Genomic DNA, 14742 nt, shown 5'->3' with positions numbered 1-14742 from the left:
ATCGATAATTCAACCGAATCGCACAGTGGGGCGTTGCAGGCAATGTAATGAACTTCAGGAGGGTCATGATGCGGGCACCGAGCAAAAGGATCCGCCCCGGTACAGGCTCTGAGCACTTGCTAAGCAGGAGCGCGCTTGCGTCTTTGCTGTCGGGTTCGCTGATGCTGGCGGCTTGCGGCGCGCCTGAAAGGCCGACGTCAGAAATGGCATCGTCTGCCGACGCCAGGGATGACGCAGTTGCAGCCCCGGCCCTGACGGCCTCGACAGCGCCTGAAACGCTGGCGTCGCGGCTCGCCCGTCTGGATCGGGCGGTCCTGCGCTGGCAGGACGCTTCCACATTGGCCGTGGCCCATGCCGCAGCGGAGGAGGCGCGCAATATCGTCGTTGGCGCGCATGGCCCATTTTATGGCGATGCCGACCGCAACGGTGAGGTCGGCGGCGCAAGTCCGGTTGGAATCCTTCCGGGACTAAAGGGAGAAGCCGGTCTTGCCGGGCCGAACGAAAATCGTTGCGTAAATGCCGATGTCTTGGGCGGCGAGTGGAGCAACCCGGCGCTGCGCTGGTCGCAACTGGAAAATGCCATCGCCCGATGGCGACCGGAGGCCAACAGCTTTCCTTCGCTGCCAAGCCATCCCCAGCGCGTGGTGGGATGGGCGTCGCTGACGCTGGGTTCGGCAAGCCTGGACGATGCAAGGGAATATGCAAGGCACGCCCGGCTTCACGTCGACTTCTCGCTCCGGGCGCTGCACGACTGCGACCGCTGACAATCGCGCCAATTTCCGCTTTCCAGCCATAGCATCGGGAGCGCTAGTCTAATGCACCTCGCGCTTCTGCGTTTCGTCCTTCGTCGCCAGCGTAAACCGGGGCTCTTCCTGCCTCCCGCCGAACGCCAGCGCGGCAGCGCGGCGGCCGACTTCAGGGCCGTGCTTGAAGCCATGGCCTGACCCGCCGCCGACGAGCACCACGTTGGGCAGGGTCGGGTGGCGGTCGATCAGAAAGTCGCCGTTGCTGCTGTTTTCATACTGGCAGACCTCGGCTCCGATAAGTGGCGCGCCCCTCAGCAGCGGGAAGCGGCGGTCGCGGAAGGCAATGATCTGGTCGATCGCGGCGCGGGTCGGCTCGCGCGACTGGGTGTCGGGATCGACCAAGACGCCATGCTGGTCATTGGCGAACTTGAGCCCGCGCGCCTCAAGGTCGGGGAAACCGTAAAACACTTCTCCGCCATTGAAATCGGCCCAGCCGGGCATGGCGGCAGGCTGGAAAAGCCGGTCGCCGGGCGGGGCTGCGAAATAGAAAATCTCCTGTCGCGTAGCGAAGATTCGGCGGCCGAGCAGGTCGGGGAAGAGCTTGGGCAGCCAAGGGCCAAGCGCGAAGACCAAAGTGTCTGCTTCAAGCATGGCGCCGCTTCCCAGCCGCAGCGCGGCGGGCCTGCCCGCGCCCTGCTGAACGACATGGGCGGCTTCGTGCAGGAAACGGCCACCGGCGGCGGTGAAGCCGCGCACCAGCGTCTGCACGCTGCGCCGCGCCATCAGCGCGCCGAAGCCTGGTTCGTAAAGGCCGATCCCAACCCCGTCGAAATCGATCATCGGGAAGCGGCGCTGCATGCCCGCGCGATCAAGTTCCTCGATCGGCAGGTTCAGCTGGCGATGCACTGCGATGCTGCCGCGGAAATAATCGTCGGCGACGTTGGAGAAAAACAGCACGCCATGTGGGTGGAACAGGGGAAGGGCGGCGCGATCGCTAAGCGCCTTCCATTCGGCAAGGCTAGCCCAGGCCATGCGGGTATAGATGTCGTCCTTGCCATAGGCGGCACGGGTCATCCGGCTTTCCCCGCCGGAGCTGGCGCGGCCGTGCGCCGGTCCCGCCATGTCGACCAGGGTGACGCGATGCCCGGCGCGGTGGAGATGCTCGGCGGTCCAGGCCCCGAACACGCCCGCGCCGACCACTGCGATGTGCCCCGCGCTGCCTGGCTTGGAGGCACGCAAAACGGCCGGAGCGATGGCCCCGGCCGTCATGCCGCCGATCAGCGATCGACGGGTCAGCGACGGAAGCGAGGCGCGGCTGCCCTTGCCTGCTTCCGTCATGGTTCGCTTAGCCCCGTTCAGGTTCCGGCGGCGGCGGTGGCGGAGGAGGAGGCGGCGGCGGAGGCGGGCAGCTTTCCGTCGCCAGGATCACCGATCCGTCGGCGCAGGTCTGGGTCGCCGGCGGCGGAGGCGGCGGAGGCGGTGGCGGAGGAGGTGGCGGGGGCGGCGGAGCCGCCCCAAACTTCTGCCGCACAGTCAGCCCGATCGTCCGCGGCTGGCCGATGCTGTAACCGAGCCGGGCACGACCGCCGCGTTCGCGGTCGAACGACAGCAGGGCGTTTTTATCGAACAGGTTGTTGACGTAGAGCACCACTTCAGTCCCGCTGTCCCAGGCCACGCCGGTCGACAGGTTGACCAGGTTGTACGACGGAAGCTTGAGGTCGAGCGTGGTGCCCGCGCCCATCGGGATTCCGCCGAAGTCATTGCCATAGACGAAGGTCCGCGGATTATCTTCCTGGTCGGACGGCTGGGTGTAGCGCGTTCCGACGTGCTGGAAGCTGGCGTTGATGTACCATTCGGCCGCGTCACTGAACCGGGTGGTATAGGTCGCCGCCGCGGCCATCTGGAACTTTGGCACCGATGGCAGGCGGTTGCCCTTGCGGATGCCGGTGCTGACCGCCAGGTCGCCTGGCAGGCTGCTGTCGAATTCGGCTTCGACCAGGCTGCCGGACAGCGACAGGTCGAGGCCCGGGGCCGGCCGCAGGGCGATTTCAACTTCGCCGCCGGTGGTGTGCGCCTTATCGACGTTGAAGACGATGCGCGACGAGCAGCTGCCGGCGTCGAGCGTGACCTGCAGGTCGCGGATCTTAGAATGGAAGATCGCTGCGTTGAACGTCACCGGGCCCTTTTGATATTTGACCCCGGCTTCATAGTTCCACAGCGTCTCGTCGTCGTACGAACCCGAGAAAGGCTCGAAGATATCGACATCTTCGGGTTCGCAGATCGGCAGGTTGAGCGGATCGTTGGCACCGCCGAGGCGGAAACCCTTGGCCGCCTGCAGGTTGACGCTGAGGTTGCGGCTCGGTTCCCAGGTGGCGATGAAGCGCGGGCTGATGCCGTCCGACTTGGTCACCTGCCGAAGGCTGTTGCCCGCAGTAAAGATGCCCTGGTTGTTGAAGGTCCGGTCTTCCTTGAAGTCATAATAGCGCCCGCCCGCCGTCAGCTTGAACTGGCCGAAGTCGTAGGTTGCCTCGCCGAACACCGCCTTTTGGGTGATGTCGTAGGTGAGGAAGCTGTTGTAGGGCGAATCCGGATTGGCTGTACCGCCGGTCGGTCCGCCGACCGCATCGGCATAGCCGGGGGTCGGAAGGGTCTGCGAATAATCGCGGTCGACATTTGAATAGAAAATGCCGGCAACCCACTGGAACGGTCCGCTTCCGGTCGAGCCGAGCCGCAGTTCCTGCGACCAGGTCTTGAGGTCGGTTGTGTCGACCAGGTTCGATGGCAGCAGCACCGCCGAATGCGGCAGGTCGATGTCGTCGGAAATCGAACCGGTCAGCGCCGATGCGTCGCGGCCGACATAGATGTCGCGGTTCATGTAGCTGGTGATCGACGTCAACTCGACCGCCCCGAAATCGTAGGAGGCGGTGAGGTCGGTGAGCAGCGTGTCGTCCTTGAACTTCTCACGCAGCAGCAAATATTGTTCGCGCTCGTCGAATTCGACCTGCGGCCGGGTCGTGCTCAGCTCATTGGCGAACAGGTTGAACACTTCCTGCCGGTTGAAACCGTCAGCCCGGACCTTCTGATATACCACCCGCGGGGTGAGCTTCAGCTGGTCGGTCGGTTCCCACAGCAGCGAGGCGCGGACGCCTGCGCGCCGGCCGTCGTTGACATTCTCGCCGCCCGCCGGGCCGAGCGCATCGATGAAGCCGGGATATTTGGTCCAGTAGCCGACCACCCGAGCCGCCAGCGTGTCGCCGAGCGGGATGTTGATCGCGCCCTTCAGATGACCGCCAAGCTCGCCATCCTTCACATGGTTGATATTGGCTTCGACCATCCCTTCCATCCGGCCGAGCCGGGGCTGGTTGGTGATGTAGCGAATCGTTCCGCCGACGCTGCCCGAACCGAACAGCGTGCCCTGCGGCCCGCGAAGCGTTTCAACGCGGTTGAGGTCGAACAGGTCGAAGTCGGGCGTGAAAAGCGACAGCGAGACGACGCTTTCGTCGAGGTAGACGCCGACCTGTTCCTTGACGCCCGGCTGATCGCGAACGATCTGTCCCGCCGACACGCCGCGAACCGAAACCTGGCTCTGCCCCGGCCCGAGATTCTGAACAGTAAGGCCGGCAACGTTGCGGCTGATATCCTCGATCGTGTTGGCGTTGGCGCGCTGGATGTCTTCCTGCGTCTGCGCATTAATCGAGAAGGGCACGTCCTGGACGGTAGAGGCGCGCTTGGTCGCGGTGACGATGATGACATCGCCCTGATTGGCCTCGGCCTCGGTGGCCTGGTTGATTGCCTGGGCCTGCTCTTCCTCGTCGGTTTGAGCATAGGCAGGCGCGGCGATCGCCATGGCGGCGACGCCGACGAGTAGGTGTCGGATAAGATCGGATCGGCAGGACATCGTAAATTCCCCCTGTTGGAATCCCAGATGAACGGCACACTATGCGACTTAATTCCCGCGGGAAGGGGGGGGTAACGTTTCAGTTCCCCACTGTGACCATACGGTGACAGTGGCGTTCAGCCCCAGCCGAGCCTCATTCCCTCGGCGAGTTTCGCCAGCTCCTCGCCATTTTTCACTGGTGCACCTTGTTTCTGCAGGAAGATGTGGCGCACGATCTCGGCCTGCTGCTCCAGGCCGTAGCGGTCGAACGCTCGGCCATCGACCAGCTCATAGGCATAGCGGCAGAAGGGATGGCGCATCAGCACAAGGTAGAAGCGGCCGCGCTTCTGGACCTGCCAGACATGGGTCATCTCGTGGATGAACAGGCCTTGCAGCGGCAGTGGCGCGCTCGAGAAATCGTCGGACCAGAGCGCGCTTCGGGGATGGAAGTGAATATTGCCGGTCGGCGCCATGACGATCCCGCGCGGCTGGAACGGCCACCATTTGCGGCGGACCATTCGCACCCGGCCATAATCGATTGCATTGCCGAACATCGTCCGGGCAAGCGCGATTTCGCCGTCGGTCAGGGAACGCGATGCGGTCATGACCCCGGATTTAGGGACGCAACTGGTGCTTGCCCAGTGCCGCGCCTGACGCTAGGGCAGCGCAAAATCACACGGGAAGGAAAGTTACATGAGCGAGACCGCCGATCGCGTGAAGAAGATCGTTGTCGAACATCTGGGCGTCGAAGCCGAGAAAGTCACCGAAGAAGCGAGCTTCATCGACGATCTGGGCGCCGACAGCCTCGACATTGTCGAGCTGGTCATGGCGTTTGAAGAAGAATTCGGCGTCGAGATCCCCGATGATGCGGCGGAGAAGATCACGACCGTCAAGGACGCGATCGTCTATATCGACCAGAATAAGGGCTAATCGGGAACCGATTGGCTGCCGCCCGCCCATAAGGCGGCACGAACGGCTTCCCGTTTCGCGCGGGAGGCCGTTTGCGTTTGAAGATGCACTGAAGGGGTGATTGCATGCGTCGTGTGGTGGTGACGGGATTGGGTCTGGTGACGCCGCTTGGAGCGGACGTCGAGACCGCATGGGCCAATATCCTGGCCGGAAAGTCCGGCGCGGGGCCGATCACGCGCTTCGACGCGTCGGACCAGAAGTGCCGCATCGCCTGCGAGGTAAAGCCCGCCGACCATGATTATGGCTTCGACCCGGGCAAGCGCGTCGATCACAAGGTCCAGCGCCAGGTCGACCCATTCATCGTCTATGGCATCGACGCCGCCGGACAGGCAATTGAGGACGCTGGTCTTACCGACATGGACGAGGCGACCAAGTTTCGCGCGGGCTGCTCGATAGGCAGCGGAATCGGCGGATTGCCGGGAATCGAGAGTGAATCGCTGGTCCTTGCGGAAAAAGGGCCCAGCCGGGTCAGCCCGCACTTCGTTCACGGGCGGCTGATCAACCTCGTATCCGGCCAGGTCAGCATCAAATATGGGCTGATGGGGCCCAACCATGCGGTGGTGACCGCCTGCTCCACCGGCGCCCATTCGATCGGCGACGCGGCGCGGATGATCAAGGACGGCGATGCCGACATCATGCTGGCCGGCGGTTCCGAGGCGACCATCTGCCCGATCGGCATTGCCGGTTTCGCCCAGGCGCGCGCCCTGTCGACGGCGTTCAACGACCAGCCCGAAAAGGCATCGCGCCCCTATGACAAGGACCGCGACGGCTTCGTCATGGGCGAAGGCGCCGGGGTCGTGGTGCTCGAGGAATATGAGCATGCCAAGGCGCGCGGCGCGAAAATCTATGCCGAAGTGGTCGGGTACGGCCTGTCGGGCGATGCCCACCATGTTACGGCTCCGCATCCCGAAGGGTCGGGCGCTTACCGGTCGATGGAAATGGCGTTGAAAAAGGCGGGCATGAGCCCGGCCGACATTGATTATATCAACGCCCACGGCACCTCGACACCGCTTGGCGACGAGCTGGAGCTTGGCGCGGTGCGCAAGCTGTTCGGGAATGAGGTCGCCAATATCTCGATGAGCTCGACCAAGTCGGCGATCGGCCACCTGCTGGGCGGCGCGGGTGCGGTCGAGACGATCTTCTGCATCCTTGCCATCCGCGACCAGATCGTACCGCCGACGCTCAATCTCGACAATCCGAGCGAGGGAACCGCCGGCGTCGACCTCGTCGCGCACACCGCCAAGAAGCGGACCGTGCGCGCCGCGCTCAACAACAGCTTCGGCTTCGGCGGGACCAATGCCTCGCTGGTGGTAAAAGCGGTCGATTAAGGCATGCGCAGGCTTTTCGGCGCCGCCATCCTCATCGGCCTGGCGGCGCTGCTGCTGCTGTGGGGATTCTGGTTTCGCGGCTCCGTCGACCAGCCGGTCCGGTTGACCGTCGCCGAGGGCGCAAGCCTGTCGTCGGTCGCCGAGCAGCTCGACCGTGACGGCCTGATTGCGGGCAACGCCACGACCTTCAAAGCTTTCGCCCGGCTGCTGGGCTCGTCCGACCCGATCCAGGCTGGCGAGTTCGCAATTCCCGCCGGCGCCAGTGCCTCATCGATCCTCGAGATCCTGCAGCATGGCCGCCCGGTGGTCCGGCTGCTGACCATTCCGGAGGGCATGCCCGCGGTGCTGGTCCATGAAAAGCTTGCAGCAGTCTCCGAGCTGACCGGAGAGGCGCCCGTTCCCGAGGAAGGCTCGGTGCTTCCCGACAGCTATGATTGGCAGGCGGGCGAGACCCGCGCTGCGGTGCTGGAGCGGATGACCGCGGCGATGGACAAGGCGCTTGCCGAGGAATGGGCCAAGCGGGCGGCGCACAGCGTCGTCGATTCCCCGCGCGAGGCAGTCATCCTTGCCTCGATTGTCGAGAAGGAGACCGGCAAGGCGAGCGAAAGGCCGATGGTCGCGGGCGTGCTTTCCAACCGGCTCCGGATCGGCATGGCGCTGGGCGCCGACGCGACGACGATCTACCCGATCACCAAGGGCAAGCCGCTTGGGCGGATGATTCGCAAGTCCGAACTGGCCGCCGACAATGGCTATAATACGCGCCGCAAGGCCGGCCTTCCGGTCGGGCCGATCACCAATCCCGGGCGTGAAAGCCTTGCCGCGGTGCTTAACCCGGCGAAGACGGACGCGCTCTATTATGTCGCCGACGGCAGCGGCGGGCATGTCTTTGCCCGAACGCTCCAGGAACATAATGCCAATGTCGCGAAATGGCGGAAGTACCGCCGCGAAAAGGGAATCTAGACCCCGACCGCGTCCGACCGGACATAGCCGACCCGACCATCCGGACCATAGCCCCAGGCCCATCCCCGGCTGTTGTCGAGCATCAGCATTTCCATGCCCACCTCAAGGCTGGCCACAGGCTCGGACGCGGGGTCAGGGCTGGGGTGGAGGCTTGCCGGGGCGACGAGGTGCCGAACCAGGGGTTCGGCATAATGGGAGGCGATGACGCGCCCTGCCAGCGCGGTGTCCGCCAGATCCTTGCGATAGGCATGGGTTGCCGGATCGGGCAGGTCGGATGGTCCAGTCAACGCGAAGCTCTCAACGGGCTGCGAATGCCGGTTCCTTGGACCCGATGAATGGCCGCCGCTCGACGTCGCCGCCGCCCGCGCGGAGATATTGTTTGAATCCTTCAAGGAATTCCGCCCCGTCATTGGTACGGACGACAAACACATTGCGCCGATCGTCCTGGTCTCTCTCGCGGCGCAGATAGCCGAGTGCGCCCAACGTATTCAAGGCGCGGGTGACGACCGGTTTGGAAACGCCCAGCTGGCGCGCCAGTCCGCGCACCGTATGGGGGCCTGGAGTTTGGTAAACCAACATCAGCAGGGCCATCTGCCGGTTGGTCAGATCGGGTTCGCCGGACCGTACATACTGGATCAGCGCATGCATCCAGCCCGACAGCGAGGGATTACTCATTGTCCAGCAGCTTTCTGTTCTTCGCGTCTTGGAAAATGAAACCGCGCAGCAGCGCTTTAGTTGCGTGGAACGCCATGAAACGCGCGAAAAACCAGCGCAGTATGTTGATCGGCGAGAATGCGCGTCAGCTGGCGTATCGCGCCCGCAGTAGCCCAAAGGCGGCGCGCAACCCCATTGCCTCACCCCCCTTGGGCCGGCCGGGCTTGGCCGACGGCCGCCAGGCGAAGGTGTCAAAATGGACCCATGGCGTGCCTTCGGCAACGAAGCGGCGAAGGAACAGCGCCGCGGTGATGCAGCCAGCTAGGGGCGAATCCGCCGAATTGCTGAGGTCGGCAAGGTCGGATTTCAACATTTCGTCATAGCCGTCCCACAGCGGCATCCGCCACACCGGGTCGGTCTCGGCGTCGGCGTGACACTTGAGGTCCCTGGCAAGCTCCTCGTCGTTACAGAACATCGCCGGCAGGTCCGGGCCCAGCGCGATCCGGGCCGCGCCGGTGAGCGTTGCGAAATCGAGGATGAGTTCGGGCTCTTCCTCGCCAGCGCGGGTCAGCGCATCGCCGAGGACCAGCCGGCCCTCGGCGTCGGTGTTGTCGATTTCGACCTTCAGCCCCTTGCGGCTGGCGATGATGTCCCCGGGTCGAAAGGCGTTGGCGGAAATGCTGTTCTCGACCGCCGGGACCAGCAGGTGCAGGCGCAGCGGCAGTTTTTCCGCCATCACCAGCCGGGCCAGGGCGAGCGCGTGGGCCGCGCCCCCCATGTCTTTCTTCATCAGCCGCATGCCTGCCGCCGGCTTGATGTCCAGCCCGCCGCTGTCGAAGCAGACGCCCTTGCCGACGATCGCGATCCTGGGCGCATCGTCCTTGCCCCAATGGAGCGCGATCAGCCGCGGCGCGCGGTCGCGTGCGGCGCCCTGGCCGACTGCGGCAATCATCGGATAGTCCCGGACAAGCGCATCGCCGGAGATGACCTCCACCTTGGCGCCATGAACTTTCGCCATGTCCCGGACTGCCTGTTCGATTTCGGCCGGTCCTAGGTCGGAGGCGGGCGTGTCGACGAGGTCGCGAACCATCACCGTCGCCTCGGCGATCCGGACCGTGCGGTCGACGTCGGCGGCTTCGCGGGTCAGCAGCACCGCAGGACCGCGGGGTTCATGGTCCGACTTGTAGGCGGCAAAGCGATGTTGGGCGAGCATCCAGCCGAGCGCGGCCGGTCCCGGGTCCCCTTCGGCGAGACGGTAGCGGCCCTCGGGCAGCGACTCGCCCAACTTGGCCAGGCACCATGGGGAAAGCTCGTCGACATTGGCGACCGTCGCTACCAGTTCAAACGGGTCGCTGCCGGCACCGGGCAGAATGGCGAACTGATAGGGGACCTTGCCTTCAAATCGGGCGGCATCGAGCAGTGTGCGCCGGGCAGGCGGTTGCCGCTTGATCCAGTCGGCTGCCGTCTTCTTGTCGACGAGGTGGATGGGGTGGGCCGGGCCGCCACGATCGGCCTGGAGCATGGAAGCGAAGTCAGTCATCGCCCGGCCTTAGCGGATGCGCGGGCCGGGCGACAAATGCGCAAGGATTATTTGCCGAGCTGTCCGCGCAGCGCGCCGCCGGGGAATTCCGCGTTATGGACATTCACATAATAATCGGCGGGACGCTTGAGGATCTCGAGCGCAAGCTCGCGCGACACTTCGACGCAGCCGCTGCTGTCGCCGTCTGCGGGGGCCTCCAAAGTCACCACGACGCCGCCCGCGGTTCCGGCGGGGGCTTCATGGATATGGGCGGCGGTCGCGGCGGCGATTCCGGTCACTTCAAGTTCGTAGCAAACCCGCTTCTGGCCGGGATTGACGGTCACGCTGGCGGACCCGCTGCCGTCCGCATCGCCGGGGTTCGGGACCTCTGCAGCCCCGGTCAGTTCGGCATTGAGCTTGCGCCCGCCTTCCGTGGCGGGCTGGGCGACCGCGACACCCGCTGCAATCAGCGTGCCGGCCGCAAAGATCGATGCGAGCTTCATGGTTTTTCCTTTCGGTGAACCCTGAGGTCCTAAACATCTGGAAAACTTTGAAGTTCCGCCAATTCAATCTCGTCAGGCCGGGACCCCGTACAGGTCGTGCTCGTCGCTATCCTCGATGAGCACCTTCACGAAATCGCCGGGCTTCAGTCCGGCCGCGTCGCGCAGGTGGACCTCGCCATCGATCTCCGGCGCGTCCGCCTTGGACCGGCCGGTGGCGCCGACATCATGGTGATGCGGCGGGTGGGGCGCATCGAAATGGCCCTTGTCCGGCTGTTCGCCGGGAGGCGGGACGTCGTCGACCCGGTCGATCAGCACGTCGATCGTCCGGCCGACCTTGGCCGCAAGCTTGTCGGCGGAGATCTGCGCGGTCAGGGCCATGACCCGCTGATAGCGTTCTTCCTTGACCTCTTCCGGCACCGGATCGGGCAATGCATTGGCCGCTGCGCCCTCGACCGGTTCGAAGCGGAACGCGCCGACCCGGTCGAGCCGCGCTTCGGCCAGCCAGCCGAGCAAATATTGGAAATCCTCCTCCGTCTCGCCGGGAAAGCCAACGACGAAGCTGGATCGGACCGCGATGTCCGGGCAAATGGCGCGCCAGTTCCTCAGTCGTTCGAGGACCTTAGCCTCGTTGGCTGGACGTTTCATCGCCTTCAGCACCTTGGGGCTGGCGTGCTGAAAGGGAATGTCGAGATAAGGAGTGATCAGCCCCTCGGCCATCAGCGGGATGACCTGGTCGACGTGCGGATAGGGATAGACATAGTGCAGCCGCACCCAGGGCCGTTCGCCCTCCGGCGTGCGCAGTTCGCCGAGCGCTGCCGTAAGGTCGGTCATGTGCGCACGGACCTCGCGCCCGCGCCATTCGCGCGGCTGGTGGCGGATATCGACCCCATAGGCCGAGGTGTCCTGGCTGATGACCAGCAATTCCCGGGTCCCGGCGGCGACCAGCTTTTCAGCCTCGCGCAGGATCGCGTCGGGACGGCGGCTGGCAAGGTCGCCGCGGATGGAGGGGATGATGCAAAAGGCGCAGCGATGATTGCAGCCTTCGGAGATCTTCAAATAGCTGTAATGGCGCGGGGTCAGCTTGAGCCCGGCTTCCGGGACCAGGTCGAGATAGGGATTGGCAACCGGCGGCGCGGCTTCGAGGACGGCATTGACTACTGCCTCATATTGCTGCGGCCCTGTCACGGCGAGGACGGCGGGGAAGCGGGCGCGGATCACCTCGGCTTCATTGCCCATGCAGCCGGTGACCACGACGCGGCCGTTTTCGGCGATGGCTTCGCCGATCGCTTCAAGGCTTTCTTCCTTGGCACTGTCGAGGAAGCCGCAGGTATTGACCAGCACGACATCGGCCCCGGCATAATCGGGCGACATGTCATAGCCGTTGGCCCTGAGCTTGGTCAGGATGCGTTCGCTGTCGACCAATGCCTTGGGACAGCCGAGCGAAACCATGCCGACGCGCGGTGGGGTGGGAAGAGTCTTAGCCATAGCGGAAGAGGCGCCCCTAGCGCCGATTCGCGGCGAAAGCGAGGCCGATCAGATTCGCGGTATACGCGGAAAGAGGTGGTCGGGGATGATCTCGATGATCCGGTCGCCCGCGACAAGCTCGGCCGCGCCCCCTTCCCACCAGCCGATCGATTCGCCGTTCCGCAGAACGCGAAGGCCCATCCCGACAGCTGCGTCCTTGAGCGACTTGCCCACCTCGAAGGCCTCGATTTCGCGCTCGTGAAGCCTCACGCGACCACTGGCAGAGGCGAGATCGGCCATGTAGTCGGCAATCCCCGCGCCCTCGGTCGAGCCTGCAAGCAGCAGGCCGGAAAAGCTGACCGGGTTGATCACCGTGGTGGCGCCCGCGGCCTTTGCCGGAAATTCATTGTCGCCGGCGCGGACCACCACGCTGATCGGGACATGTGGGGCAAGGTGGCGGGCGGTCAGGCAGATCAGGATCGAAGTGTCGTCGCGGCCGGCCGAGATGATCACCGAGCGGGCCTGGGTGACCTGCACCGATTCCATCGTCGCGTCTCGGGTGGCGTCGGCCTGCATCACCGCGCAGCCGAGCGCCTCTGCGCGTTCCAGCGCTTTTTCATCCTGGTCGAGGACGACGATGCGACGCGGATCGAACCCGCGCTGGATGAGTTCGCCGACCGCTTCCGATCCGCTGTTGCCAAAGCCGGCAACGATGGTGTGGCCGTTAAGCCGTTCTTGAAGGCGTTTCATGACCCATTTGTTCCAGCTTCGTTTGATGACGAAAGTATAGGCGGTGCCCGCGAGGATCAGGAGCAGGAAGATCCGGACCGGCGTAACGATGAGCGCATCGAACAGGCGCGCGCGCTCGGTGACCGGCACGATGTCGCCGTAGCCCGTGGTCGTCGCCGAGATCATCGTGAAATAGATGATGTCGGCAAAACTCATCTCGCCGTCGAGATTGTCGCGGAAGGAATCGCGTTCGATCCAGTGGACAAGGACGATGAACGCCAGCAGGAATAGCAGGAGCCCGACGCGGATCAGCAGCTGCGCGCCGACACCGAGCGAACTTTTTTGCCGGAGCAGCCCCGGCGGGGACGACATTACGCGCAGGCGGCGTTGCATCGGCTGACCTTTAGCCGAGCCACGGCGCACGTAAAGGTGGCCATCGCGGGACGCGCTGGTTAAAGGCCCCACAAAGCCCCTAACGAGAGTGTCACCCATGCGTATCGCCATGATCGGGACCGGCTACGTCGGCCTTGTTTCGGGAACCTGTCTCGCCGACTTCGGCCACCATGTGACCTGCGTCGACAAGGACCAATGCAAGATCGACGGGCTGCTGGCCGGCCGGATGCCGATCTGGGAGCCGGGCCTCGAGGCGCTGGTTAAGGCCAATGTCGAACGCGGCCGGCTGGCCTTTACCACCGACCTGGCGAGCGCGGTCGCGGATGCAGGGGCGGTGTTCATCGCCGTCGGCACCCCGTCCCGACGGGGCGACGGCCATGCCGACCTCAGCTATGTCTTTGCCGCGGTCGAAGAACTGGCGGGGCTGATCGATCGGCCGATCGTGGTCGTCACCAAGTCGACCGTCCCGGTCGGCACCGGCGACCGGATCGCCGCCTTGCTGGAGGAGCAGGGCGCGCCCGTGGGCGTGTCGGTGGCCTCCAATCCCGAATTCCTGCGCGAAGGGGCGGCAATCGCCGACTTCAAGCATCCCGACCGAATCCTGGTCGGCGCCGAGGATGAGCGGGCCCGCGAAGTGCTTGCCGAAATCTATCGTCCGCTGTTCCTCAACCGGGCTCCGCTGCTGTTCACTAGCCGGAGGACGGCTGAGCTGACCAAATATGCCGCCAACGCCTTCCTTGCGACCAAGATCAGCTTCATCAACGAAATGGCCGACCTGTGCGAAGCGGTCGGCGCCGATGTTCAGGACCTGGCGCGCGGCATCGGCCTCGACAATCGCATCGGACCCAAATTCCTTCATGCAGGTCCGGGCTATGGTGGGAGCTGCTTCCCCAAGGACACGCTGGCGCTGCTCAAGACCGCCGAGGATGCTGGCATTCGCCAGCGGATCGTGTCGACGGTCGTCGAGGTCAACGATGATCGCAAGGACGCCATGGCCGGGCGGGTGCGCGAAGCGGTTGGCGGCGACCTTGCGGGCAAGCGCATCGGGGTCCTTGGGCTGACCTTCAAGCCCAATACCGACGATATGCGCGACGCGCCCTCGATCCCGCTGGTCAAGGGACTGGTCGCCGGCGGTGCAAGCGTAATCGCCTTTGACCCGGTCGGCCGCGAGCAGGCCGAGCCGCTGCTTGGCGAGATCGATTATGCCGACAATGCGGAAGCTGTCGCCGACGGCGCCGACGCGCTGGTGATCGTCACCGAGTGGGACGAATTTCGCGCGCTGAACCTGAAGGAATTGGCTGGCCGGATGCGCGGGCGCATGCTGGTCGACCTGCGCAACATCTACGACAGGGCCGAGGCCGAAGCTGCGGGTCTTGAATATCAGGGGGTCGGCCGCGGGCAGGTTTGATCCGCAGAAGTTGGTAGTCCGAAGCCCGATGCCCTGATGATCGGCGAAGATGATCGCGCCGCGACACGCGCCTGCGGAACGTATTTCTACTATGTATGATACTTCTCGGCCTGGCAGGATGCCATAGTCACCTCCTGCGAGCATGGGACGATCACGAGATGCGGCGCGCAAAAGGGCGCCGGTCTGTCTAAA

General features: G+C 64.6%; 14 protein-coding genes. 5 read left to right on the top strand and 9 right to left on the bottom strand.

Annotated elements, in window-relative coordinates; translation table 11 throughout:
* Positions 1-203 precede the first annotated feature (203 nt).
* Entirely contained in the window at positions 204-764 is a 561-nt protein-coding gene (locus FMM02_RS02155) for a hypothetical protein (RefSeq protein ID WP_147493327.1), read from the top strand.
* A 48-nt stretch (positions 765-812) separates the two neighbouring features.
* Here FMM02_RS02155 and FMM02_RS02150 read toward each other — a convergent pair whose 3' ends face one another.
* From FMM02_RS02150 to FMM02_RS02140, 3 genes are all read right to left on the bottom strand, one after another.
* Positions 813-2084, bottom strand: coding sequence for an FAD-dependent oxidoreductase (locus FMM02_RS02150; RefSeq protein ID WP_147493326.1), 1272 nt, complete (start codon positions 2082-2084; stop codon positions 813-815).
* Positions 2085-2091: 7 nt separating this feature from the next.
* The gene (locus tag FMM02_RS02145) at positions 2092-4644 is read right to left on the bottom strand and encodes a TonB-dependent receptor (RefSeq protein WP_147493325.1); all 2553 of its coding nucleotides are present in this window, start codon (positions 4642-4644) and stop codon (positions 2092-2094) included.
* Positions 4645-4760: 116 nt separating this feature from the next.
* On the bottom strand, positions 4761-5228 hold the full coding sequence (locus FMM02_RS02140) for a vgr related protein (RefSeq protein ID WP_147493324.1): 468 nt from the start codon (positions 5226-5228) through the stop codon (positions 4761-4763).
* An 88-nt stretch (positions 5229-5316) separates the two neighbouring features.
* Between FMM02_RS02140 and FMM02_RS02135 the strand changes: the two genes are divergently transcribed.
* The 3 genes from FMM02_RS02135 (at position 5317) to mltG (ending at position 7880) form a co-directional block, all read left to right on the top strand.
* Positions 5317-5553 (top strand): acyl carrier protein, encoded by a 237-nt coding sequence (locus tag FMM02_RS02135; protein WP_147493323.1) that lies wholly within the window; start codon positions 5317-5319, stop codon positions 5551-5553.
* Between the two features lie 104 nt (positions 5554-5657).
* On the top strand, positions 5658-6920 hold the full coding sequence (gene fabF, locus FMM02_RS02130; RefSeq protein ID WP_147493322.1) for a beta-ketoacyl-ACP synthase II: 1263 nt from the start codon (positions 5658-5660) through the stop codon (positions 6918-6920).
* Positions 6921-6923: 3 nt separating this feature from the next.
* The gene (gene mltG, locus FMM02_RS02125) at positions 6924-7880 is read left to right on the top strand and encodes an endolytic transglycosylase MltG (protein WP_147493321.1); all 957 of its coding nucleotides are present in this window, start codon (positions 6924-6926) and stop codon (positions 7878-7880) included.
* Here mltG and FMM02_RS02120 read toward each other — a convergent pair.
* The 6 genes from FMM02_RS02120 to FMM02_RS02095 form a co-directional block, all read right to left on the bottom strand.
* Positions 7877-8167 (bottom strand): SH3 domain-containing protein, encoded by a 291-nt coding sequence (locus FMM02_RS02120; RefSeq protein ID WP_147493320.1) that lies wholly within the window; start codon positions 8165-8167, stop codon positions 7877-7879. The two genes, mltG and FMM02_RS02120, sit on opposite strands and share 4 nt — an antisense overlap.
* A 10-nt stretch (positions 8168-8177) precedes the next feature.
* The gene (locus FMM02_RS02115; RefSeq protein WP_147494931.1) at positions 8178-8528 is read right to left on the bottom strand and encodes a MarR family winged helix-turn-helix transcriptional regulator; all 351 of its coding nucleotides are present in this window, start codon (positions 8526-8528) and stop codon (positions 8178-8180) included.
* Between the two features lie 151 nt (positions 8529-8679).
* On the bottom strand, positions 8680-10074 hold the full coding sequence (locus tag FMM02_RS02110) for a leucyl aminopeptidase family protein (protein WP_147493319.1): 1395 nt from the start codon (positions 10072-10074) through the stop codon (positions 8680-8682).
* Between the two features lie 47 nt (positions 10075-10121).
* A complete protein-coding gene (locus tag FMM02_RS02105; RefSeq protein WP_147493318.1) occupies positions 10122-10556 on the bottom strand; it encodes a CHRD domain-containing protein in 435 nt (144 codons plus the stop codon).
* A gap of 72 nt (positions 10557-10628) precedes the next feature.
* Positions 10629-12041, bottom strand: coding sequence for a 30S ribosomal protein S12 methylthiotransferase RimO (gene rimO, locus FMM02_RS02100; protein ID WP_147493317.1), 1413 nt, complete (start codon positions 12039-12041; stop codon positions 10629-10631).
* 48 nt (positions 12042-12089) lie between these two features.
* Positions 12090-13142, bottom strand: a complete 1053-nt coding sequence (locus FMM02_RS02095) for a potassium channel family protein (RefSeq protein WP_147493316.1) — start codon at positions 13140-13142, stop codon at positions 12090-12092.
* Between the two features lie 97 nt (positions 13143-13239).
* On the opposite strand from FMM02_RS02095, the gene FMM02_RS02090 reads away from it, so the two are divergent.
* The gene (locus FMM02_RS02090; protein WP_147493315.1) at positions 13240-14550 is read left to right on the top strand and encodes a UDP-glucose dehydrogenase family protein; all 1311 of its coding nucleotides are present in this window, start codon (positions 13240-13242) and stop codon (positions 14548-14550) included.
* Positions 14551-14742 lie beyond the last annotated feature (192 nt).

It is taken from the genome of Sphingomonas xanthus (genome assembly GCF_007998985.1).
Classification (GTDB): Bacteria; Pseudomonadota; Alphaproteobacteria; order Sphingomonadales; family Sphingomonadaceae; genus Sphingomicrobium; species Sphingomicrobium xanthum.
This window is presented reverse-complemented; position numbering and strand designations above follow the sequence as displayed.